General features: G+C 44.3%; 26 protein-coding genes. 21 read left to right on the top strand and 5 right to left on the bottom strand.

Annotated elements, in window-relative coordinates; translation table 11 throughout:
* Window positions 1–80 precede the first annotated feature (80 nt).
* Both QP775_RS06925 and QP775_RS06920 read left to right on the top strand, forming a co-directional pair.
* Window positions 81–1,934, top strand: coding sequence for a sigma-70 family RNA polymerase sigma factor (locus QP775_RS06925; protein ID WP_285104700.1), 1,854 nt, complete (start codon window positions 81–83; stop codon window positions 1,932–1,934).
* A gap of 5 nt (window positions 1,935–1,939) precedes the next feature.
* The gene (locus tag QP775_RS06920; RefSeq protein ID WP_285104698.1) at window positions 1,940–2,302 is read left to right on the top strand and encodes a VOC family protein; all 363 of its coding nucleotides are present in this window, start codon (window positions 1,940–1,942) and stop codon (window positions 2,300–2,302) included.
* 112 nt (window positions 2,303–2,414) lie between these two features.
* Here the strand turns inward: QP775_RS06920 and QP775_RS06915 are convergent, their stop codons facing one another.
* Together QP775_RS06915 and QP775_RS06910 are read right to left on the bottom strand one after the other, a co-directional pair.
* Window positions 2,415–3,845 carry a sensor histidine kinase gene (locus QP775_RS06915; protein WP_285104697.1) on the bottom strand — a complete coding sequence of 477 codons (1,431 nt, stop codon included), beginning with the start codon at window positions 3,843–3,845 and terminating at the stop codon, window positions 2,415–2,417.
* Window positions 3,842–4,573, bottom strand: a complete 732-nt coding sequence (locus QP775_RS06910; RefSeq protein ID WP_239328140.1) for a response regulator transcription factor — start codon at window positions 4,571–4,573, stop codon at window positions 3,842–3,844. Before QP775_RS06910 ends, QP775_RS06915 begins: the two co-directional genes overlap by 4 nt.
* Window positions 4,574–4,891: 318 nt before the next feature.
* Between QP775_RS06910 and QP775_RS06905 the strand changes: the two genes are divergently transcribed.
* The 8 genes from QP775_RS06905 (at window position 4,892) to QP775_RS06870 (ending at window position 11,355) form a co-directional block, all read left to right on the top strand.
* Window positions 4,892–5,602, top strand: coding sequence for a DsbA family protein (locus QP775_RS06905; RefSeq protein ID WP_285104694.1), 711 nt, complete (start codon window positions 4,892–4,894; stop codon window positions 5,600–5,602).
* 93 nt (window positions 5,603–5,695) lie between these two features.
* Window positions 5,696–5,971, top strand: coding sequence for a hypothetical protein (locus QP775_RS06900; protein WP_239328138.1), 276 nt, complete (start codon window positions 5,696–5,698; stop codon window positions 5,969–5,971).
* Between the two features lie 199 nt (window positions 5,972–6,170).
* Window positions 6,171–6,710 (top strand): histidine phosphatase family protein, encoded by a 540-nt coding sequence (locus QP775_RS06895; protein ID WP_285104692.1) that lies wholly within the window; start codon window positions 6,171–6,173, stop codon window positions 6,708–6,710.
* Between the two features lie 181 nt (window positions 6,711–6,891).
* Entirely contained in the window at window positions 6,892–7,407 is a 516-nt protein-coding gene (locus QP775_RS06890; protein WP_285104690.1) for a DinB family protein, read from the top strand.
* A gap of 223 nt (window positions 7,408–7,630) precedes the next feature.
* Window positions 7,631–8,278, top strand: coding sequence for a 3'-5' exonuclease (locus QP775_RS06885; protein ID WP_285104688.1), 648 nt, complete (start codon window positions 7,631–7,633; stop codon window positions 8,276–8,278).
* Between the two features lie 329 nt (window positions 8,279–8,607).
* Window positions 8,608–9,309: a DUF1361 domain-containing protein gene (locus QP775_RS06880; protein ID WP_285105744.1), complete on the top strand. Its 702-nt coding sequence runs from the start codon at window positions 8,608–8,610 to the stop codon at window positions 9,307–9,309.
* A 396-nt stretch (window positions 9,310–9,705) separates the two neighbouring features.
* The gene (locus tag QP775_RS06875) at window positions 9,706–10,497 is read left to right on the top strand and encodes a lipid II flippase Amj family protein (RefSeq protein ID WP_285105742.1); all 792 of its coding nucleotides are present in this window, start codon (window positions 9,706–9,708) and stop codon (window positions 10,495–10,497) included.
* 123 nt (window positions 10,498–10,620) lie between these two features.
* Entirely contained in the window at window positions 10,621–11,355 is a 735-nt protein-coding gene (locus tag QP775_RS06870; RefSeq protein ID WP_285104686.1) for a class I SAM-dependent DNA methyltransferase, read from the top strand.
* A gap of 113 nt (window positions 11,356–11,468) precedes the next feature.
* Here QP775_RS06870 and csaA read toward each other — a convergent pair whose 3' ends face one another.
* On the bottom strand, window positions 11,469–11,798 hold the full coding sequence (csaA, locus tag QP775_RS06865; protein WP_239328682.1) for a chaperone CsaA: 330 nt from the start codon (window positions 11,796–11,798) through the stop codon (window positions 11,469–11,471).
* 113 nt (window positions 11,799–11,911) lie between these two features.
* Between csaA and QP775_RS06860 the strand changes: the two genes are divergently transcribed.
* The 9 genes from QP775_RS06860 (at window position 11,912) to efeB (ending at window position 19,830) form a co-directional block, all read left to right on the top strand.
* The gene (locus QP775_RS06860) at window positions 11,912–12,727 is read left to right on the top strand and encodes a phosphotransferase family protein (protein ID WP_285104684.1); all 816 of its coding nucleotides are present in this window, start codon (window positions 11,912–11,914) and stop codon (window positions 12,725–12,727) included.
* A 174-nt stretch (window positions 12,728–12,901) separates the two neighbouring features.
* On the top strand, window positions 12,902–13,303 hold the full coding sequence (locus tag QP775_RS06855; protein WP_239328131.1) for a DivIVA domain-containing protein: 402 nt from the start codon (window positions 12,902–12,904) through the stop codon (window positions 13,301–13,303).
* A 237-nt stretch (window positions 13,304–13,540) separates the two neighbouring features.
* Window positions 13,541–13,906: a glyoxalase superfamily protein gene (locus tag QP775_RS06850; protein WP_285104681.1), complete on the top strand. Its 366-nt coding sequence runs from the start codon at window positions 13,541–13,543 to the stop codon at window positions 13,904–13,906.
* A gap of 118 nt (window positions 13,907–14,024) precedes the next feature.
* Entirely contained in the window at window positions 14,025–14,429 is a 405-nt protein-coding gene (locus QP775_RS06845; RefSeq protein ID WP_239328129.1) for a RidA family protein, read from the top strand.
* A gap of 122 nt (window positions 14,430–14,551) precedes the next feature.
* Window positions 14,552–16,246 (top strand): M3 family oligoendopeptidase, encoded by a 1,695-nt coding sequence (locus tag QP775_RS06840; RefSeq protein WP_285104678.1) that lies wholly within the window; start codon window positions 14,552–14,554, stop codon window positions 16,244–16,246.
* Between the two features lie 151 nt (window positions 16,247–16,397).
* Complete coding sequence (locus tag QP775_RS06835; RefSeq protein ID WP_239328127.1) at window positions 16,398–17,051, top strand: HD domain-containing protein; 654 nt, start codon at window positions 16,398–16,400, stop codon at window positions 17,049–17,051.
* Between the two features lie 81 nt (window positions 17,052–17,132).
* The gene (locus QP775_RS06830; protein WP_239328126.1) at window positions 17,133–17,678 is read left to right on the top strand and encodes a GNAT family N-acetyltransferase; all 546 of its coding nucleotides are present in this window, start codon (window positions 17,133–17,135) and stop codon (window positions 17,676–17,678) included.
* A gap of 26 nt (window positions 17,679–17,704) precedes the next feature.
* Window positions 17,705–18,223 carry a DUF2569 domain-containing protein gene (locus QP775_RS06825; RefSeq protein WP_285104676.1) on the top strand — a complete coding sequence of 173 codons (519 nt, stop codon included), beginning with the start codon at window positions 17,705–17,707 and terminating at the stop codon, window positions 18,221–18,223.
* A 287-nt stretch (window positions 18,224–18,510) separates the two neighbouring features.
* Window positions 18,511–19,830, top strand: a complete 1,320-nt coding sequence (efeB, locus tag QP775_RS06820) for an iron uptake transporter deferrochelatase/peroxidase subunit (RefSeq protein WP_285104674.1) — start codon at window positions 18,511–18,513, stop codon at window positions 19,828–19,830.
* Between the two features lie 90 nt (window positions 19,831–19,920).
* Here the strand turns inward: efeB and QP775_RS06815 are convergent, their stop codons facing one another.
* Window positions 19,921–20,241, bottom strand: a complete 321-nt coding sequence (locus QP775_RS06815; protein WP_239328123.1) for a thioredoxin family protein — start codon at window positions 20,239–20,241, stop codon at window positions 19,921–19,923.
* Complete coding sequence (locus tag QP775_RS06810; RefSeq protein WP_239328122.1) at window positions 20,229–20,612, bottom strand: MerR family transcriptional regulator; 384 nt, start codon at window positions 20,610–20,612, stop codon at window positions 20,229–20,231. The genes QP775_RS06815 and QP775_RS06810 overlap by 13 nt, the downstream gene beginning before the upstream one ends.
* Before the next feature lie 162 nt (window positions 20,613–20,774).
* On the opposite strand from QP775_RS06810, the gene QP775_RS06805 reads away from it, so the two are divergent.
* Entirely contained in the window at window positions 20,775–21,755 is a 981-nt protein-coding gene (locus tag QP775_RS06805) for an AraC family transcriptional regulator (RefSeq protein WP_239328121.1), read from the top strand.
* Between the two features lie 233 nt (window positions 21,756–21,988).
* Window positions 21,989–22,960 (top strand): ABC transporter substrate-binding protein, encoded by a 972-nt coding sequence (locus QP775_RS06800; protein ID WP_285104670.1) that lies wholly within the window; start codon window positions 21,989–21,991, stop codon window positions 22,958–22,960.
* Window positions 22,961–22,962: the final 2 nt, after the last annotated feature.

The raw sequence follows: 22,962 nt of genomic DNA, 5'->3' as shown, positions 1-22,962 counted from the left end.
GCATCAGTCTCTATAGAAGCGGATAATCATGGCAAGAACAACAAAGATTTTGTAACTTGCAGCAGAGGAAATGAGGTTGGATGATGGTGATGACAACAGGCGAATTGTTCCGTCAGAGCGCAGCTGCGCAATCAATTGATACGACAGCGGCAGCGGAAATTTCCACAGTTCATGACACAGAGGAGGAGAAGCACACGCGTGAAGAGTCAGAGCTTGTGAGGCTGGCTCAGCTTGGGGATCGCAGTGCATTTGGCGAACTCGTGCGCAGACATCGGCAAGAGGCATTTCGTTGGGCGAGGCAGATAACCAAGCAGGATGCGCTGGCGGAAGATATCGTACAAGATGCTTTATTAAAAGCATTCTTGCATGTGGGATCGGTAACGGATGCAAGCCGATTTGTACCTTGGCTCCATCGTATTGTTCGCAACCAAGCCTACACGAAGCTGCGCCGTGGCGGTCCATATGCCAAAGAAACGCCTGTTTCATATGATGAAGCGCCTCCTCATAACTTTGGGGTGGACTGTGCCAATGTAGAGAGCATTGCCAGACACGTGGCCTCGAGACAAGCAGGCACTTTAGCGAGTACTTCGGGCTCTACCGCCAGTGAGAGTAGAGGTAATGAGACACTGGAGAAAGTGATGCGCGGCGAAACAGCCGTTTTTATGGTGCAGATGCTGCAGCATCTAAAGCCTAAAGAACGACGCATCTTTGAGGCTCATTTCTTTGAGCAGCTGGCGCCTGCCGAGATCGCCGAACTGCTGCAAGTATCAACGGGTGTTATCTACACGTCTATCCATCGATCCAAAGCTAAGCTTCAGCAGCAAGTTATTCGTTCAACGCTCCGCTTCATGATACACGAAAGGAAGGAGCATGGCCTGATGAAACGCAAAGTGCTGGATTCGGAACGTTATAAGCAATTGTTCCGCAGGGCAAATGGCAAGCCATGTGCATGGTCATCAGCAGGATTGGCAATGTATGGAATGTTATCAAGTGCAGAACCGGAGCGGAACATCTCTTTGCATGAAGTCATGGGCTTGAGCTCGTTGCCATTCCGTCTGCAAGTTAAGGAGGGCACCGTAGATATTGCGGGCCCGACAGCTTACGATTGGCAGCATGTCTTTCGGCAAGGGATGCAGCGCTGTGGGGCTGAGATTCGTGTTGTTGGCACCGATTGCTTTCAAGCCCCGACTGCAGACCAGTTGAGTGATGCCCTTCGACTTATTACGGAGAGCATTGATAAGGGAGTACCGGTTATGGTGTGGGATATGCACGTATCTGAATTTGGTCTGATTTATGGCTACGATGACAAACAACAGGTTGTGTATGCGATTGATCCGCTTGGGGATGGACCAATTTCTTATGAACAGTTGGGCCGTAGGCAATTGGGAGAGTTGTTTGTAGCAGCTTATCGCTACCAGCAAAAGCTTAGGTCCATAGATGCATTCCGCATGACTTTACAGGATGCTGTACGGCATCTTCGCGGGGAAGATTGGCACATTTTACATTTTAGCCATGGGCTTGAAGCATACACGGCGTGGGTTCATGCGCTGCGCAGCGGTACGGCTGATGTTTTAGGGAATGCCTATCAAGCAGCAACGGCGGCTGATGATCGCAGCTACGCTGCGCAATTTTTTTCGAGCTGGGTAACATACTTCAAATTGAAGCAGCAGCAATCCATAAGCGAGAAGATACAGTACGAGGCGTGGATGAATGATGCCGCGTGTTTGCAACAACTGTATGATCGAGCCGGTCAAGCACTCCTCAGAGTTGCGAAACGGTTCCCTTTCCCAACTGGGGGAAACCCGCGTGATCCAATAGCAGTTGACTATGCGGTCGCGGATCTAACAGAGGCTCAAGATGCGGAGCGGGAAGCGGCAGCAGTGATGCAGGAACTTATTTATAAAATGGAACGCTCTTTAGAGACGAAAGGATGATGAAAATGTTTAAATCCATACATTGTGCAGCTTTATATACAGAGGACATTGAGAAGTCAAAAGCATTTTACGGCAAGTTGGGCGTTCAGCCTGCGTGGGAAGTGAAACGACCGCTAGAAGGCGGGCAAGAGTGGACGCTCACCGGTCTGAAATTTCCTGATGGCGGGGCGCAGCTGGTTCTGCAGAATAATCCGCAGCTAAAAGAGATCGATATTGAAGTTCAAGTAGAGAGTGTCAGTTTGGTGTATCAGCTCTTAAGCCAAGATCCTGAAGTAAAATGGATTCAGACCCCTTTTCAAGTAGAAGACGGAAATGTTGCTGTTATGCAAGCGCCTGATGGGAATGTATTGGTGCTAGTAGGCCCTTAATAGGATAAATGTGTTTTGCCAGTCATAATAAATAATTACAAACGCTGCCCCGTCTACCTATCAATAGAAATGGACGGGGCTATTTGACTGTCTGGTTAATGCTGTCTCATGATCAAAGGGAATGCCCCGTAGCGATTGTAACAAGATCAGATGGCTGTGACCGTGGCAGCATAACAATAAATGTAGTTCCTTGTTCTATTAAGCTCTCCGCTCGTAGTGTGCCTCCATGAAGTGCTGTGAGCTTAGCGGCGATGGCAAGGCCGAGTCCAGAGCCGCCATGTTCGCGTGAACGTGACTTTTCCACGCGGTAGAAGCGTTCAAATATGTAGGGCAACTCCGCTTCTGGAATACCTTGACCGGTGTCCCTAATATGGATTTGAACTTGCGCCTCGGAGGGGAGAATAGATACATGAATGCTGCCCTGCTTCGTGTACCGAATGGCGTTGTCGAGTAAATTTAACAACAATTGTTCCAGTCGTACCGGGTCGCCCCATACGAATAATGGCGGGTCCCCAGCTTCGACTTCAAGATTAAGCCCTTTCTCAGTCGCGAGGCGTAATACTTTTTCTACGGCATACGCCGTAATTAAACGAATATCAACGTGCTCCAATTTCATGCTGATCTGACCTTCTTCCATTTTGGACAAATCAAACAGATCGTGGATGATTCGATCCAATCTTCTGGCCTCTGAGCCGATAATTGCCAAGTATCGCTTCTTTTCCTCCTCACTTTCGTATAATTCCTCCTCGATCACCTGCGCGTATCCTTCTAAATAAGTTATCGGTGTCTTTAATTCATGCGAAATATTAGCGATAAATTCATTGCGTGAATCCCGATAATGCTTTAATTCAACAGCCAGCTCATTAATAGAACGTGCGAGCACACCAATCTCATCGTCGGAATGAACCGGAACGCGCGTATTCAGCTTGCCTGCCGCAATATGTCGTGTTGCGCTTGCCATCTGGAGCAGGGGCTTGGACATTTTCCGTGACAACAAATAGGTGAATCCAATGGCAATGACAATCAAGCCAAGCGTAGACAGCAACAGAACTTGTCGAACTTCTGCAATAAATTCCTCCACTGTTTGCAAGGAGCTCGCCACAATAACGGCTCCGCGAAAGCGATCCTGAATCATCATAGGCAGTCCTGCCACGATGTAATTTTCTTTGTTTAAACGCATCTCTGTGTCGAGTGGGTGACCCTGGCGCAACTGTTCCAAGTTCGCTGCTGTCAAAAAGGTAAAGCCGATCCCATGATGATGCTTGCTCTTGGCCGCAAGCTTACCCTCTGGATCAAGGACAAACACATGAACCTGCGTAAACTCTGCCATAGTTGATATGGCATCCAAATTAATATTGTCACCTGCGCTCATCATCGTAATAAGGTGTATAGCCAGTTCATTTGTTTTCCGATGCTCTTGCTGGACATTATAGCTCGTTAAAATACGTTCTGTGATCAAACTCATCGGGACAATGATGATAAGAAACAACGACATGATCGTAAATCCGATCTTAACATCAATTCGTTTCCACGGTCTGTTCATATCGGAGTACCTTTTAGATTGAATTTGTAGCCGACGCCCCATACCGTCTGAATTGGATCATAGCCAAGCCCGGCGCGATCCGATTTATCGCGAATGTTCTTGACATGATTATCAACGGAGCGGCTGTCTCCAACAAAGTCGATAGACCAGAGCTTGTCTAGGATGAGATCGCGCGAATAAGCCCGCTGCGGGCTTGCCGCGAGCAGATGCAGTAGTTCAAATTCTTTTGGCGTAAAGTCAATAAGGGTGCCGTTGATACTAACTTCATGACTATCCACATTAATTTCCAAGTTAGGAAATCGTATTTGCAGCTGCTCTTCTTTGCTTTCTGCCATGTTGAACTGATGTGTACGCCTAAGCAAAGCCCCAATACGCGCGATGAGCTCGGCCGGAATAAAGGGCTTAACCAGATAATCATCTGCTCCGTGGTTAAAGCCGCTGACAAGATCCTGCGTATCGCTGCGTGCAGTCAGCATTAATATGGGAATGTTCATCGTTTCGCGGATCGTGGAGCATACTTCCCAGCCGTCTATGCCGGGCATCATAATATCAAGGATAATGAGATCGTACTTCTCTTCACGGAGCAGTCGAAGTGCTTCTTCACCGCTTGCCGTTTCCGTTATCCCATATCCGTGACGTTTCAGATGAATCCGTAATAAATTGCGCATGTTAGCCTCATCATCAACGACAAGGATACGATATTGTGCAGGAGTCTCAGCAAACCTCATTAGGAATTCCCCCAGTATTAAAAAAGTACGTAAGTGCATTGTACCTTGAATAAACCATTTTCGAAAATTGGAGCTCGAATAGAAGGTTAGTCATTTCTCCCTGCTGATGATATCAGATAAATGTATGGAATATGTGTACGGGGCCCTTTTGAGCGATTTGTCATATATTCGGGTTATTTGTCACTGATGGCACTGCTTATTTAGGCAGGTACATGTGAAAAAGAGCATACCGAAACGCTGCGACAATTCGATATAATGGCTTATCCAACATCGATCCTATACATACGAAGACTATAACAAGACAGGGGTTGTCATAAAATGAAAAGAAACCGCGTGTTTTTCATTACGCTGGCTGCGGCAGTGATCTTGGTGGGTGTGTTTATACTAGGCATGACTTCATGGGAGAAGAAAAAAACGGATGACCAACAGGTGGCAACTGCAACGCTAGCTTTGGATACAGTTACTGCACAAATGAATCTATCGCAACAGCCTGTAAAGGGTGACCGAAAAGCTTCAGTCCAAATCGTAGAATTTGGTGACTACAAATGTCCGTCTTGCAAAGTATGGACGGATACGATATATCCGCTGCTTGAGCGTGACTATGTGAAGACAGGGAAAGCCGCATTTTATTATATGAATGACCCTTTTCTAGCTCCTGACTCCACATTAGCGGCGTTAGCGGGAGAGTACCTCCACAAGCAGGATGAAGGTTTGTTCTGGCGCTATCATGAATTAATGAATGAGAAGCAAGGTGCTAAAAAAGAGGCATGGGCCAACGAAACATTTCTCATTCAATTAATGGAGGAGCATTTTCCAGAAGTAGATCAAAGTGATTTCCAAAGCAAGCTTCAAGCCAAGGAATTCGAATCTATGGTAAATGCGGATATTGAAGTGGCACGCAAGTTTGAAGTAGGCGGTACACCAACTATATTTATAAATGGGAAGATGGCGCCAGATGGGGATTATGAGTCTTTAAAAGCCATGATTGAAGCGGAGCTTCAGGCGACAACTGACGAATCTACTAAATAATGGACAAAATAACAAGTGAAACGTGGCTATTAGATGGATTACATCAATTCTACACAATTTGAAGATATACTGGAGCCAGAGGAGGAGATCAACATGAAAAAACGTCGTTGGATATTTACAGCTAGTTTGGTGCTCACCTTGGCGCTAGGTACAGGTGCTTATGCCGCTTCGGCATGGATGAACAAGGATATGACAAGCAAGACAGATCGAATGTCTTATATGAGAGAGATGCATCCTGAGATGACGGAGAAACAGATTGATCAAATGGAAAAGAACTGCCATGGAAAATCAGATCGCAATCGTCAAGTTCATGACGGTTCAATGATGAGAGATCGAAATGATATGTCACATATGATGGGCCAAATGTAAAATTGAGGAGCAGCACAAAAAATAGGCTGTGTCAGACCGTTGATGGAAGGGGGAAGCACTCTTTCAACAACGGTTTTTTTACGTATATTATGAAAAGAAAATGAGGTTTGCTCTAGTTGTCCAATATAATATAATCATGGAAATGAAAGGAGCATTAACGAGGTAAGTTAGCTCACACGCTGTAAACAGGAGGATCACAATGAAAATTGGCTTAATGAGGCACTTTAAAGTAGATTGGACGCCTGCTAACCATTGGATGACAGCAGATGAATTCGACCAATGGATAGTAGATTATAACCATTCGAACATTATTCCCGATCAGACTCAGGTAATGGATACGGATTGGAATATATGTTTATCAAGTGACCTGATACGTGCACGAGACACGGCAAATATCGTATATTCAGGTGATATTCAATGTCTGAACCTTTTAAGAGAAATTGACATAGCTCCAATTCTGCGATTGCGAGTGCGGCTTCATACTAATATATGGCTAGCGTTAGGCCGGCTTGCGTGGTACTTTGCACACCGTTCTCAGCTGGAATCGAGAGTTCAAGTTACTGCACGTGCGCAGCACGTAATCGATCTAATAGAGTCGTATCAAGTAGACAACGTATTGGTCGTCAGCCATGGGATGTTTATTAAAGTATTAAATAAACAGCTGCGGGTGCGGGGCTATGAAGGACCATCCGTTAATGTCCCTCGTAATGGGGACTTGTATACGTACGAGAAATTGTAAGGAGCTGCTTATTACAATCATCACAGGGATTTAATGTAAAGAAGCTGAGGATGATGTATACTATATCCAGAGCTTTACTCAACCACACATGGCAAGTGTTGACGCTGAACGTGAATAGGTCTTCATTCAGAAATAATACGACAAGTCATTTTAGAAGCTTGTGAACTGGAGGAAACAAGGGATGCCAGAACGACCATCAATTGGAGAGTATGATATTTATTATGAGAAGTACATAGGTTTAGTCTCTGAAGGGAACGTAATTGAGCGTCTAAAGGAGCAGATCCTAGTCAGTGTTAATCTGTTGGATACGCTAACGGAAACCCAGGCAAATCATAAGTACGCTCCAGATAAATGGAGTATAAAGCAAGTGTTTGGCCATCTTGCTGATACGGAGCGTATTATGAGCTACCGCTTGCTTCGCATCGCTCGGGGAGATGCCACGCCGCTGGCAGGTTATGATGATGAGGCGTATGTGAAAAGCGCATCTTTTGCGACCCATTCCATCCAACAGCTTCAAGCGGATTATCTCGCAGTTCGTCATGCTACGATCTCATTGTGTAATGGGATGGAAGAATCAGCTTGGCTAAGGGAAGGTATTGCTAATAGCAGCAGAGTAACCGCCCGCGCGCTTGCTTATATCATAGCAGGGCATGAAATCCATCATCTTAATATCATTCAAGAGCGGTACTTAAAGTAATCCAGTATTGGAATCATTTACTCACGCTATTCATCCTAAGGCAGTCAGAATCAATTTAAGCGTTGTTTTGAATCTGCCTTAGTTCGTAATAGATAGAATGGCCTTATCCTCGTAGTTGACGTTCACCGTCGATGACCAGCGTCATTGTAAGCGTGGTCGCGTCATAAACTAGGCAGAGGCCGATTAAATCTAAGTTGAGGTGAGTTCAATGGAGATCAATTACGTGTCGGATCAAGATTATCATGTATCGGGGTTAATGATTCACAATATTCAAGCACAAAGGTTCTGCGTATTTGATATTGAAGCAACAGGGCTTAACCACGAAACGGAACATATTATTCAGATCGGCGCGGTCATCATTGAGCATCAGCAGATTCAACAAGCCAAAGTATTTAAGACCAATATTAAGTCCCCGAAGCCTATTCCAGCCGCAATTGAACGATTTACTGGCATCTATAATGCAGATATCGAAGATGCTCCCCCCTTACAAGTTATTTACAAAGATTTTGTTGAATTTACAAAAGAGAGTATTCTAGTCACACACGCCGGTTACGAATTCGACCTCCCCTTATTACATCAGGAATGTTCTAGAAATCGCTTACAAATGCTCGATTCACCATGTCTGGACATTAAAGCACTATTTTCATATCTTCATCCGGAAATTTCGGATATTTTGTTTATGGATTATTTGATTCAATACTATAACGTCGCTGATACTAATATTAGAAGGCATGATGCGCTTGGAGACAGCGTGTTGACAGGGCGTATATTGTTGAAAATGTTGGATGAAATGGCCGAGCGTAATATTGAGCATGTTCAGTTCGCACAACCAGTGACTGTGAAAAGGTATCAAGTGAAGCCTTTATTGTAGATGAATTTTTTAGTGAGTGAGGACGATATGCCTAGATTGATCTACAGAAGAGTTTATACCAACTTATAGGGGCCGCCTCATTTGATCCTGATAGGTATCGCGCTGACGGTGGCCCTCTTACATCTAATGTAATTAAATCAATATCCCAATATCGATTTCTATAATTGTTGACATACATGATGGGCATTGTAGTTTCCATGATCATAGGGGATGCAGTGCATTGATACGCCATCTTTAAAGAAAGAAAATGGAGGAAGTTGGCATGAACTGATGATGGATGTCTTTGTATACATTTCTACGTAGGAAGGGAGGGTACTCGTTTGCTGCGGATGAAGCATGTGCAAAGCAGACTGGCAATACTCGGTATTTTATGTGTGTTCTCGCTAGCTTGTTTGTTCTTGGCAAGATATATAAGACAGTATACAGGACGCAACGTGTATACCTTTTTACATTGGGATATATTTTTGGCATGGGTCCCTGTTTTCTGTGTACTCCTGATTGAACTCGTATATTGGGGCAAGTGGACAAGTCATAGGATCAGAGTCTTAATCATGTCGCTGTTAGGTCTGATATGGTTGGCTTTTTATCCCAATTCAGCTTACTTGATTACGGACATGCTCCATCCCTTTGTGCATTATAAGCCTGCGGCAGGGATCCGGTTTACGCATGACATCGAATTTTGGCATCATCTGCTTGTCTTTGTTTCCGCAGCTTGGATAGGCTTAACGCTTGGGATCTATTCCCTCTACATCCTGCACTCGTTAGTGGCCCGATCGTTCGGCTGGATTACGGGCTGGTCGTTTGCTATCGTCGTGTTGGCTCTGAGCAGTGTGGGCATCTATATTGGCAGGTTTGTGCGCTGGAACAGTTGGGACCTGCTCACCAAGCCGGGTATTCGGATACAAGAGTTGTACCATATGCTCTTTGATCCCGTTCGTTTATATCATCTCAGCTCTTTTTCGCTCCTTATTTTCGGCATTACCATTTTAAGTTACGGGTGTGTGTACTGTTTTACAATTATCCGCAAGTAATAGGGTTACAGGGCCGCTAAATTAGCGGTTTTTTGCTGTAAATGGAAATTAGATATGGAGGAATTATGAGGAACTTGGACGGGAGTGTTACACGAATGATCATGAAGTTATATAATAATGGAATGGAAATAGAAAGATTTATGAGAATTATGGACAACGCGTACGTCTGATGGGTTGTTCAATGTTTGATTAGGGCGATTCCTCTATACGAGCATCATCATCGTTAACAACATGGTGAGCGCTTAGCTATTATGGAGGCCACAATGGAGACACTGCAATAATAATCTATTAGGCGGTTCAGTAGTAGCACCGCTCCCTAACTTACGAACTAAGGGGCATGCTAATTCTAAGATATGATTATTGAATCGATCTACTGGCAATGGAGTTGAAATAGGAATGACCAACAGCCTGATCGTAGTATTTATTCTTACGATGATTATCCATACGGCTGAGACTTTGTCTTATTCGGTAAGATATGCTGGCGTTAAATTAAACAAGATAGCGGTTGCGTTATCTTTAACAGGAATTATCGTACTCGTGTCAAGAACAGCTAATTTGATTCAAGCGCCGCTAACCGCCAAATTTGTTGATTACGCAAAATTGCATCCCACTTTTGACTTGCTTGGCCATCTTCGTATTATTTTATTTGCAGCGTCCATTGGGACGATCATGGCGATTATTTTGTTTCCGACGTTTGTAAATTTGTTTGGCAGAGTAATTGCAAAACTGGAGATAGCAGGCTCGATTCCGCGATTAGTATCAAGCGTGACGATTGGCCAATTAAAAAACACCAAGCACTACTTGAAGAGACCATCATTAAGATTGCAGCAATTCAGAGTGCTGGGCATACCCAAGCGCTTTATCTTATTAAATGTCATTGTGACGGCCTTTTACACGGTAGGTGTACTCTCGTCCTTATATGCAGCCCATCTATTGCCGGCGTTCAGTACAACCGCATCTCAAGCTTCTGGCATCATTAATGGCGTTGCGACGATTTTACTTACTATATTTATTGACCCGCAATTGGGGCTCATCACCGATAAAGCCCTGCGTGATGAACAGTCAAGACAGCAACTGGGGAAGATTTATACTTTGCTGATGACCTCCCGCTTTTTGGGTACGTTGCTGGCACAAGCACTAATCGTGCCGGCAGCTTATTTTATTAGTTGGGTTGTAGGGCTGATCTAGGGAAATATTATACATGATCATGTTCTTATCTGAGCATCTGCGGATGTTATTTCTGAAAGAGCCGTGTATTTGTTATCGCAGAATAGGTGATGCAATTTGAACAAATGATGGTGGAGGAATCGGATGACGCAGCGAGGTTATGAATTCTATGATAATCAACAAACTTTTGATAACTATATTGAACGGAGATCCTGGAACGATAATGTAAATGACACAATAGAGAAACCTATTGTGATGGAGATGATTGGCAATATTGGTATGAAGCACATCTGTGATTTGGGGTGCGGCACAGGTTCATTTGGAAATGAGTTGTTAGATCTTGGAGCTTCTTCTTATATTGGTATTGAAGGCTCGCAGAACATGGTAGCTCGGGCGAAGCAGGTGCTTAATCGCAGCAACAGTAAAGTCATACATACCGCTATGGAAGAGTGGATGAACCCAACCAACACGTATGATCTAGTCATTTCAAGACTAGCTTTACATTATATTGAGGATTTGGACGCTTTGTTTGGCAAAGTGTTTGCTTCGTTGTGTTCAGGCGGAAGTTTTGTCTTCTCTGTGGAACATCCTGTTATGACTTCCTCCTTTGGTATGACCAGACAGGAGGGGTTAAAGCAGGATTGGATAGTGGACGGATACTTTGATACAGGTGTTCGTAAACAGGAGTGGCTGGGTGGAATAGCGTTGAAGTTCCATCGGACAGTGGAGGATTATTATGTTGCCCTGCAGGGAGCAGGCTTTGTTGTGGGCAGTCTACGTGAATCCAAGCCACGAAGGGTACAATTTGCTAATGAAGAGGCTTTTCTGAGGAGAATGCGAATTCCGCTATTCTTGTTCCTGGAAGGTAATAAAAATTAGCGCGGAGAAGTCAGATAGCAGAGGGGAACAACTGCTATGATTCATGGATCTTTAAACATACGGGCTCCATCCGAATTGTCGTATTTGTGCCCGTATGCTCTAATCTTATTTAATTAGGCTATTGGGGTCCCGTTCGCGACAGGAAACTCAGGCGCTAACAATATAACGTCCCCTTCCTCTGGCACGCCGCCCAGGACAAGAACTTCTGACTTATAACCTGCAATTCGACGCGGCGGAAAATTAACCACAGCTACAATTTGTCGTCCAATAAGTTTGTTCGGCTCATAACGTCTCGTTATTTGTGCAGAAGATGCCTTAATGCCCAATGAACCAAAATCAATCTGCAATTTAATAGCGGGTTTGGCTGCCTCCGGAAAGGGCTCAGCATGAATGACGGTACCGATCCGAATATCCAGCTTAATAAGGTCTTCAATTGTTGCCATATCCGATGTCATAACTAATCTCCTCGTTCTTTGAAAGGTAATTTGGAAAGTATTTAATACTAGCATTATAATTGAATGTGCGTTGCAATGGAAATAAGAAAGAAGTTGGAATCATGAGTGTGCAGAATGCAAGAGTAGCACAAGGACGAACAGCAGAAATACTTGGTTATGGCGAATGCTACGTACTAAAATGGTTCAGACCTCACATTCCTCGATCATTTGCGGAAGAAGAGTTTCGTATTAGTCAACTTGTATATCAGATGGGTGTTTCCGGGCCTAAGCCAATTGAACTTCTCGAATATGAACAACGTATAGGTATTGTATATGAACGTTTAGCTGGGAGGACAATGTTAAGTTTGATCGGAAGCAGACCGTGGAACATACGGAGCGAAGGGAAACGTCTTGCTAGGCTGCATGCGGCCATACACGCTGCATCCATTCAGGAGCTGCCACAGCAGCATCGTGTGTTGGCAGAGAGAATTGAGCAGGCCCCCAGTTTAACCCACGCTGAGAAAAAGAGGGTCATGGACCAATTGCTGAGCTTACCAGAAGGCAGACAATTATGCCACGGAGACTTCCATCCTGATAATGTCATGATTGACCGGAAACAAGAATGGGTCTTAGATTGGATGACCGGGATGTCTGGCAATCCTGCTGGAGACGCAGCAAGAACGATAGTGTTGTTGGAGATGGGGGCAGTGCCTGAAGGAACTTCCCGCTGGTTACAATCATTGCTTTCTTATATAAGGAGGCAGCTCGTGTACCATTATAAAAAGTCTTATGTGCAGTTAACTGGAATGCAGCTGAAGGAGATAGAGGATTGGATGATCCCGGTAGCAGCCGCAAGGCTAGTTGAAGGTGTGCCTGAAGTGGAGAAGTCTCAGTTGACTACTTATATTCGCAAACAGCTGCATATCATGAGCATTTGAATGTTGATCTGAATCACAACATGTTTTCATTTATCGCTTTAATAAGGTTTGAGGTGGCATGGATCGCCTAGTCTTTAGGTAGGCGGGACAATTTACCTGTTCTTAGGGAGAAATGAAGCACAATTTTGTGTTAAAATAGAGTGGTTACTTGTAGGGAAGGAGAATATTACTATTATGAATAAGCCCAATAAACCGGATTCACTACAGCACGTTGGTATTGAGCTGACGGCACTTGAGATTCACGAGAAAGAATTTGCAACCCGTATGCGGGGATATGATTCGGATGAGGTCAACGAGTTTTTGGACCGCATTATTGTGGACTACCAGAAGTTCGCTGTGGTTATTCGAGATATGCAGAAGCAGATTGACGAACTTAATGCACGTGCTGCTCATCAGCGGCAGCAGCCGTCGATTCCTGTGCAGCCTCCTCAATTTATGCAGCCGTCTCAGCCTGCACAACCACCAGTTACGCAGCCTGTTCAACAACGTTCTATGCTGCCTCACTTTGAGTTGGAGGAACTGCTGTTCCGTGTTCGTGAACTAGAGAAGCAAGTGTTTGGGAGATATCGCGACTAATTATACTTGTGCTACATATAGGATATAAGATGGGGTCTGCAGCTTATGCTGCAGATTTTTTTGTTTTTGGCCGATACTTAGCGTGGTGCAGCGGCAGCGGAGCATGTGCAGGGAACGTAATTGGCTCGTCAAAATCGATGAAGATGGAATATAATGTATCGTAACAGCAGGTAGAATTTACAGAGCTTTTTTACCCCTGATAATCAAATATGTGGTTTGCAGAATGGAGGAAGTATAATGGATCACGTGATCTTGATGAAGAGCTCGATACCGATGCTGCGCATATTTGACGTGGCAAAAGCTCAAGAATTCTACGTGGAGTACTTGGGCTTCCAAGTGGACTGGGAGCATCGTTACGGTGATGACTTCCCACTGTATATGCAGGTATCTTGGGGCGAATGCGTCATTCATTTGACAGAACATTATGGAGATTGCTGCCCAGGTGGAGGACTTCGAATAGAAGTCAGTGATATTCAAGCATTCCATCAGCTGCTTCATTCCCGGCCATATCGATATGCACGACCTGGACTTGACGATCAGGCGACAGAAATGGCTATTAGCGATCCATTTGGTAACCGTCTGATTTTCCACAAAGCCAGATAAATGCAGATCCTCTATTCTATAGCAGTAATCCGATTGTTGTAAAAGTGGATGCAGGATGCGTATATTTGTAAGTGTTGATTATAACATAAACATAAGGCATAGAAGGGATGTAATCATGATGTCCAGTCGTGAACACGTAAGCACAGGCTCTCCATGGGAACCTCTAGTAGGCTATAGTAGAGCGATTAGAGTAGGAAATGTAGTGGAGGTAGCGGGGACGACAGCAATGAAGGATGGGAAAGTCATAGCAGTTGGTAATGCGTATGAACAGACCAGATACATTTTACAGACGATTGAACAGGTGCTGGCACAGGTGGGAGCAAGCCTATCGGATGTAGTACGGACCCGTATGTTTGTGACGGATATTTCTGCATGGGAGGATATTGGGAGGGCCCATGGGGAGTACTTTAACACGATTAGGCCGGTAGCAACGATGGTGGAAGTAAAGGCATTAATTGATCCGGATTTACTTGTAGAAATCGAGGTTCAAGCCATCGTGGACAACGATAGAGCGATTGGATAAGCGTAGTGCCTCATATTTTACGCCGATCTAACAACTTAAAATATATTACAAATTAATGGTATTGTTAGGTTAAGATTTTGTATAATAGAACGTAGATTATAAATTGAAAGGAAGCGTGTACTATGAAGTTTAATGAATTTAAGTATGAACGTCCTGACATTAAAGAAATTGAACAACGGTTTAAAGAATTGTTAAATGGCTTTAATTCAGCTTCCAGCTTCGAAGAGCAGGATAAATACATGGCAGACATTAATCATTTACGCGGCAGCATCGACACACAAGCAACAATCGTAAGCGTGCGACATTCTATCGACACGACGGACGAATTTTACAAAGCAGAACAAGAGTATATGGATGAAATGGGTCCGGTCATTCAAGAGTACATAACGGATTACTATCGTGCGTTAGTTAATTCTAAATTTAGAACAGAGCTTGAGGACAAGTGGGGCGCCCAATTGTTCCAATTAGCTGAGCTGTCCTTGAAGACTTTTAGCCCAGATGTTATTGAAGATTTACAATTGGAAAATAAATTAACGACGGAGTATTCCCAATTAATTGCTTCCGCTAAAATTGTTTTTGAAGGTGAAGAGCGTACGTTGTCTCAATTGACTCCGTTCGAACAGTCTACAGATCGTGAGATGAGACGCCGTGCTTCTGAAGCACGTTATCAGTTCATGGCGGAGAATGAAGAAACATTTGACCGTATATACAGTGATCTGGTAAAAGTACGCACGAAAATTGCAAAGAAGCTTGGTTATGACAATTATGTAGGGCTTGGCTACGCTCGTATGAACCGGACCGACTACAATGCGGAAATGGTTGCGAACTTCCGCAATCAGGTATTAGAACATATCGTCCCAGTAGCAACGAAGCTGAGAGAACGCCAAAGCAACCGAATTGGTGTAGACACTCTTAAGTTTTATGATGAAGGTTTCAGCTTTAAGTCTGGCAACCCGACTCCTAAAGGAGATCCAGACTGGATCGTCGCTAACGGTTCAACCATGTATTCAGAGTTGTCTCCAGAGATGAATGAATTCTTCTCCTTTATGGTAAACAACGGCTTGATGGATTTGGTTAGTAAGAAGGGCAAACAAAGCGGCGGCTACTGTACTTATTTCCCTGAATACAAAGCGCCATTTATTTTCTCGAACTTTAACGGAACATCAGGCGATATTGACGTACTGACTCATGAAGCAGGGCATGCGTTCCAAGTATATGAGAGCAAGCACTTTGAAGTGCCGGAATACAACTGGCCAACCTATGAAGCATGTGAAATCCACTCCATGAGTATGGAGTTCTTTACATGGCCATGGATGAAGCTCTTCTTTAAAGAAGATACAGATAAGTATCATTTTGATCATTTGTCATCCGGATTGCTGTTTATTCCTTACGGTGTGTCTGTCGACGAGTTCCAGCACTTTGTATACGAGAACCCGGATGCAACACCTGCTGAACGTAAGAGTGCTTGGCGTGCAATTGAGAAGAAATATTTACCACATCGCAATTATGACAACAATGACTACTTGGAGCGCGGTGGCTTCTGGCACAAGCAAGGTCATATCTTCTCAACTCCGTTCTATTACATTGACTATACTTTGGCTCAACTATGTGCTTTCCAATTCTGGAAACGTATGAATGCTGATTTCAAACCAGCCTGGGATGACTACTTGAAGCTGTGTCAAGCTGGTGGCAGCCAATCGTTTGTTAATTTGGTTGAATATGCAGGTCTTATTTCTCCCTTCCAGGATGGCTGTATTGCTTCCGTTATTGGTGAGATTGAAAATTGGCTTAACAGCGTAGACGACACCATATTGTAACAATCTCAGAATCAACTGAAACGCTTGAAAGCCGCATGCACACGCATGCGGCTTCTTTCATTTAGAGCAGCAAGCTATTCAGAAATAGTAGAAATGTGTTATGATTAAACTTTAGAGGAACAATATGGATATTGTAAAGAGAGGATAGATTATGTTAGACCAACAGCAATGGATCAGGCTTACGGAGGATTACGTCCAGCAGCAGCTTCAACATGACAGCAGCGGACATGATTGGTGGCATATCGTTCGGGTACGGAATATGGCTGTCAAGCTTGCCCAGAAAGAAGGGGCAGATGTCTTTATTTGCGAATTGGCGGCTCTGCTCCATGATGTAGCAGATGAGAAATTAAATCCGACAAAAGAAGCTGGACTTGCCAAAGTAAACGATTGGATGGCTTCGATTGATCTGGATGAAGCAGTGCAGCAGCGAGTGATGCTTATCATCTCGACGATGTCATACAATGGAGGCCATAATCCATTGATGGAGACATTGGAAGGGATGGTTGTTCAGGATGCCGATCGTTTGGATGCAATCGGTGCCGTAGGGATCGCTCGTGTCTTTGCCTATTCCGGCTCCAGGAACCGAGTCATTCATGATCCGGGAATAGAGCCGATTCATTTTGATACGAATGCTGCCTATCGTCAGCACCAGGGCACTGCGATCAATCATTTCTATGAGAAATTGCTGAAATTAAAAGAACTGATGAATACGGAGCAGGGTAAGTTAATGGCTGCAAGCCGGCACCAGTACATGGTAGACTATTTGGCACGCTTTTATGAGGAATGGGATGGACGAGATACCTAACAAAGGGGACATAGATGGTTGGCCTGTTGTGGTATGCCGCAATAAATGCTGCGATTTATGGTGTACTTGAAGCCTGCAAATATGACATTTCCGGAATTACACACGGATCGATTGCTATTAAGACAATTACGAGCAGATGATGCAGAAGATTTGTTTAGTTACTTTTCACTGGATCAGGTGACTGAATTTTATGATCTGGACAGCTTTACGAACTGTGAGCAGGCTCGTGAGCTCATCTTGAGTTGGGTGAGCCGATATGAACGGCAAGAGGGCATCCGTTGGGGAATTACCTTAAAGTCCGAAAACCGTGTTATCGGTACATGTGGTTTTCACAACTGGTTTAAGGAACATTTTAAAGCGGAAGTCGGATACGAGCTTCATCCAGACTATTGGCGGCAGGGGATCATGTCGGAGGCTGTAAATGCGATCGTCGGATATGGTTTCGAGCAGTTGGAGCTGAATCGTATTGAAGCGTTTATTGATCCTGCGAATGAAGCCTCCAGAAGGCTGTTGACAAAGATCGGCATGCAAGAGGAAGGTTTGCTCAGAGCGTGCTTCTTTGAAAAAGGTAAGTTTGTAGATGCTTCATTGTTTGCCATTTTGCAAAAAGGTAATAGAGATAAATAACAGAGACATAGGGGTAGAGGAATAAGATGAGTATGGGAATTAATGAAGTTGTGAACAAGCAAGCGGAGTCGTTGCCTCCTTTGGGCGTGTCGGGTCTAGGTGGATGGCTTATTATAGTTCAAATGGGGCTTTTCGCTACTGTAGCAATGAATCTTGCAGGGATTTATCAAAGTTGGGATTTTGTTTTTGCAGAAAATATGTGGGATATGATCACAACGGAAAGTTGGGAATTTTATCACCCTTTATTGGCGCCAACTATTTTATTTGAAATTGTCCTTAACCTAGTAGTAGGTGGCCTTTCGATTTTTGCTTTGGTCCAGATGTATCGCAAGAAATCAAGTTTTCCAAAGTTAATCATAACCCTTTACATTATGTTTGCAATTATCCAAATCATTGATTATGCACTAATTATGCAGATTCCGCTGTTAAATGAAATGTCTGACATGAATTCGCCTAAAGATTTGGTACGGAGTATCCTCAATTGTGTAGTTTGGATCCCTTATTTTCTTCGTTCGGAGCGTGTGCAGAATACGTTTAGACGATGACATAATATGTTTGTATCGAATGTATCATGCTAAAGAACAGCCAGAGAGAATTCTTTCTGGCTGTTTGCTGTGCCTATAACAGATAAATTTGAATGCGACTTCTTGACGGAATGAAGGGATGGTCTTATGATAAATACGTCATCGATAATCATTATCAATTAATGTGGTCGATGCTTATCTATACAGTAGAAAGTTAATGGATGATGGAATTGGCAAATTAAGCCTTAATGTTAACATATTGGCTGAGACTGCTGTCTAAAATGGGGAAATAGCTAGGAGTGTAAGTCATGAAGAAGAGAGCTCATAATAGAACTAACACCACAGAGAATAAGGTCGACTCTGAATCTTCTGGTGCTGACAGTAAGCTAAGTCGTAGAGAATTATTAAAAATGGCTGGTGTTGGGGGAATTGGGTTGTTGCTTGGAGGGACTAGTGTAGGGAGTCTTCTTTCTGCTACAAGCAGTGATTCCTCCACAACGAACAGTCTACCTTCATCCACTGAAGATAAAGTTTCATTTTATGGAACACATCAGTCTGGCATCACGACACCTGCTCAGAACTTTGTTTGTTTTGGCGCGTTTGACTTAACCACAACGTCCATCGAAGATGTACGCAAGCTTCTTCAAACATGGACAAAAGCTGCTGCTGTGATGTCCGCTGGTCAGATGATTGGAGATATGAACGATAATCTGAATATGCCTCCTTCCGACACGGGGGAAGCAGTGGGCTTATCAACTTCGCGGCTGACGATTACCTTTGGAGCAGGTCCCGCGTTGTTTGACAGCCGCTTTGGACTGGCAAGCAAGCGTCCGGCTGCATTTCCGGACTTGCCCAAATTTGTGGCAGATGATATTCAGCCGCAATGGTCAGGCGGAGATCTTTGCGTACAGGTATGCGCGGACGATCTGCAAGTTGCGTTCCATGCGCTGCGTAATCTTACGCGGATTGCTCGCGGTACAGCCGTATTACGGTGGACGCAGGACGGATTCCAGCGCTCCAGCCATGCTGATCCATCGGGCAGCACGCCGCGTAATCTAATGGGCTTCAAGGATGGGACGGGTAATCCAGATGCTAATGATAAGCAGAAGATGAATGAGGTCGTGTGGGTCCAACCAGGCAGTGGAACTTCCTGGATGGAGGGCGGCAGTTACATGGTCGTGCGCAGAATTCGGATGCGAATCGAAGTATGGGATCGCTCTAACCTTCAAGATCAGGAAGTGACCTTCGGAAGGCATAGAACGACAGGAGCTCCACTTGGCGGCACCGATGAATTCGAGCCTCTTGATCTGGAGAAGCGAGATGCTGCCGGAGAACTTGTGATCCCAGCCACAGCACATTCTCGACTGGCGCATATGGATGGCAAAGTTCAAATTTTACGTCGTGCATTTTCGTATTCTAGTGGTCTTGATGCAAAAACAGGGCAGATTGATGCCGGTTTGTTTTTTATTTGCTACCAACAAGATTTGCGTACTCAATTTATTCCCATGCAGAAGAAACTGGCAGCTACGGATAAGTTAAATGAGTATATTGTTCACGTAGGCAGTGCTACGTTTGCCTGCTTCCCTGGTGCTCGTGAAGGGGGATATATTGGAGAAACCCTGTTATAGCTCATAAGCAAGACAAAGCGGATCAGGTCATTGAATGCCTAATCCGCTTTGTCATGTGTTGGGGTGTCATTGAAGGCTATTTCATCGCGGTTATGCGATGGAGCTGTGCTTCTTGATAAGTGAGGAATATGCGCTCTTAGCACGCAGTCCAACCAGCTTGTCAGCAGCCTCTGCTTGTTTTAGGAACAACACGGTTGGGGTAGACATAATGCCATATGCCGCTGCTGTGGCAGGCGATTCGTCTACATTTACTGCTAGTATCGTAACCGTCTTGCTGTGTTCTTGTTCGAGTTCTTCCAATAGGGGGGCTAGTGCCCTGCAGGGTGAACACCATGGAGCACTAAAGTATAATAAAGTTACACCAATATTTTGAATATATTCAGTCACATTGTGATCCGTTACATATTGCATGGATCGTCCTCCTTTGGATGAGCCATATCGGCTGTAATCGATGAAATACGCTCTACCAGATTAGATCTGATCATCGTTAACAGTGTAATTTGACGATCGATCTCCTCCAGTTTTTGCTGGTATACTGGCAATACTTCCTCGCAAAAGGCTTCTTTATTTTTTAGCACACAATGCAAAAAGCTTGATATTTGTTCAGTTGACAAACCTAATTTTAAATACAATTGAATCGTCTGTACTTGTTCGACAGCAAGGGATGAATATTCTCGATAACCGTTCGGCTGCCGAATTGGTTTTATTAAGCCTTGCTGTTCATAATAGCGAAGCGAGCGCAGGCTTGCGCCGGTACGTGCCGACAGTTCCCCAATTTTCATATCTGTTCTCTCCTCGCGAGGGATTGTGTATATCATAATCCCTATCATTAGTGTTAGGGTCAAGTAAAATTTCTTAGGATAGGCATGCTCGGCTCAATCCGTTATAATGCTTGATAATAGTTATCAATTACAAGTGATCAATACGATATCGGAGCGAAGCGTATGAAAGAAAGAAATTATCAGCCTGATTTTCATCACAATTTTAATCAATTTTTTGATGTGCTGCAGTTGGATAGATCAGATCGAGCGAGGACAGAAAGTATGGCATTCCATGCTCAATTAGGTCATGGTAGCATACATCGATATGTACCGCGTATGGATATGGAAGTGATCATTTCGGAGTATCAATTTCACCAACAACACCATATCAGCTTATATGCCAACAATCCTATGGTGGAATTAAGTTATTGTGTCAAAGGCAGACGAGCCGTGAGTATAGGGGGCAGCGAGCACGAAGTCGTGCCTGGTACGTGTATGCTGCAATTTATTGATGATGTTCAGGTTCATTTTGAGTTTGACAGCAGCCAGCCTTTTTATATGGTAAGTATGGCGATCCCTGTCGCCACTTTCCATCATTTCATCGAGCAGGCAAATGGTGATAGAGCTATTGAGTTTAAGGATATCATGGATAGACGTCCATATCGGATGTTTAATCAAATGATTCAGCCTGCGGATTCAATCCTTCTGAACCGAATCATTCGGGCATCCCAACTGCCCAGCACCCGTAATATTGAAATGGAGTGCGGTGTGTTGGAATTGCTTTCATCAGCTTTTCGTTCCTTTCTACTAGAAGGCCAAGCAGAATCGAGCAAGTTGACAAGAAGTGATATGAACATGTTGAAGCATGCCCGGGACATTATGCTGCAGCAAATGATAAATCCACCGACGTTGTTAGAACTGTCGCGAATGATCGGAATGAACGATTATAAGTTAAAGATTGGCTTTAAGGAGATGTATGGCAACACCGTATTTGGTTATTTGCGTGAGAAACGGCTTGAGAAAGCTTTTTTATTGCTGCAGGAAGGAAACGTAAATGTGACAGAGGCTTGCTGTGCTGTCGGATATTCCAACCCGAGCTATTTTGCGGAGGCATTCCGCGACAAGTACGGCATTAATCCTGGAGAGTTCGTTAGACGCATATAAACGTATTTTTCAGCATCGAATGTGTATTGCAATATTTTAGGAGTCAGCCTGATCAACAGGCTGGCTTTTTTGTGCTGCATGCTGCTGGCACTTATCCCGCCAACCAGTGCCGTATTCCGTCTACTGGTAGATGTGTGACCGCTGCACATTGTAACATGCAAATGACGATAATGAGAATCGTTATTATATGGTTGCCATAAGTGCCACCGAGAAAAGGGAGAGAAATATTACGTATGTGGAGAAAAAAGACAATAGCAATGATGATGGTTGCGATAACGGTATTATTTTCGGTGGGTTGTGCATCCTCCAGTGAAAATTCTAGTGAAGGTCGGTTAGCGACGCCTTTAAATGATAACCAAGAAGTTGTTCAACAATCAGAAGCGACCTTCCCGAAAACGATTACTCATTTGAGCGGTGAGACTGTGATTGCTCATAGGCCAATCAAGATTGCGACCCCATATATCGCTTTTGTGGATTATTTGGCGGTACTGGACGTATATCCGGTTGCGGGGCAAGGGATAGGCACGATTAATCAAAATTTTCCGAATCTAAGCAAGCTGCTGCAAGGTAAGGAGATCATTGACCTTGGTATGGAAGTGAGCATGGAGAAGCTGCTAGCCGCAAATCCAGATCTCATTATTGCTGCGGATGACATGATCGATAAGTACGACCAACTTCAGCAGATAGCACCTACCGTCATCCTGCCTCAGGCTGGAAATTGGCGGGAGACGTTAATCCAGCTTGCTGACATGATCGGCAGGGAAGGGAAGGCGGAGAGTGTACTGGCTGCCTTTGACAAGAAATCGGCAGCGTACAAAGCGAAGCTTGCCGAGCGCGGACATGAGACTGTACTGTTTGCGATGTACAGCGGCAAGGAACAATTCATCACTTGGGAATGGGAGCGATTCGAACCATTCTACAATGGATTAGGACTTAAACCAGTACCAGGTACGGAAAAAGGGGGGCCTTTAACTTTAGAAGGCCTGGCAGTTCTAAATCCGGATCATATATTTGTCATAAATAATTGGCAAAATCCGATCCAGGGAGGCGTAAGCAAGGCGTTAAAGGATAATGAGGTTTGGCGGAGCATGGAGGCTGTTAAGAAGGATCAGGTTTATTATCTGGAAGACCCATCACTTCCAGGACCGATGGCACTAGCCAAGATTAACGGCATCGAAGATATCATTCAAGCGATGGGACACTAGTG

The sequence above is a fragment of the Paenibacillus sp. UMB4589-SE434 genome, assembly GCF_030226685.1.
GTDB lineage: Bacteria > Bacillota > Bacilli > Paenibacillales > Paenibacillaceae > Paenibacillus_B.
Note: the sequence above shows the minus strand (reverse complement) of the source record. Positions and strands in the feature narration are given on the sequence as shown.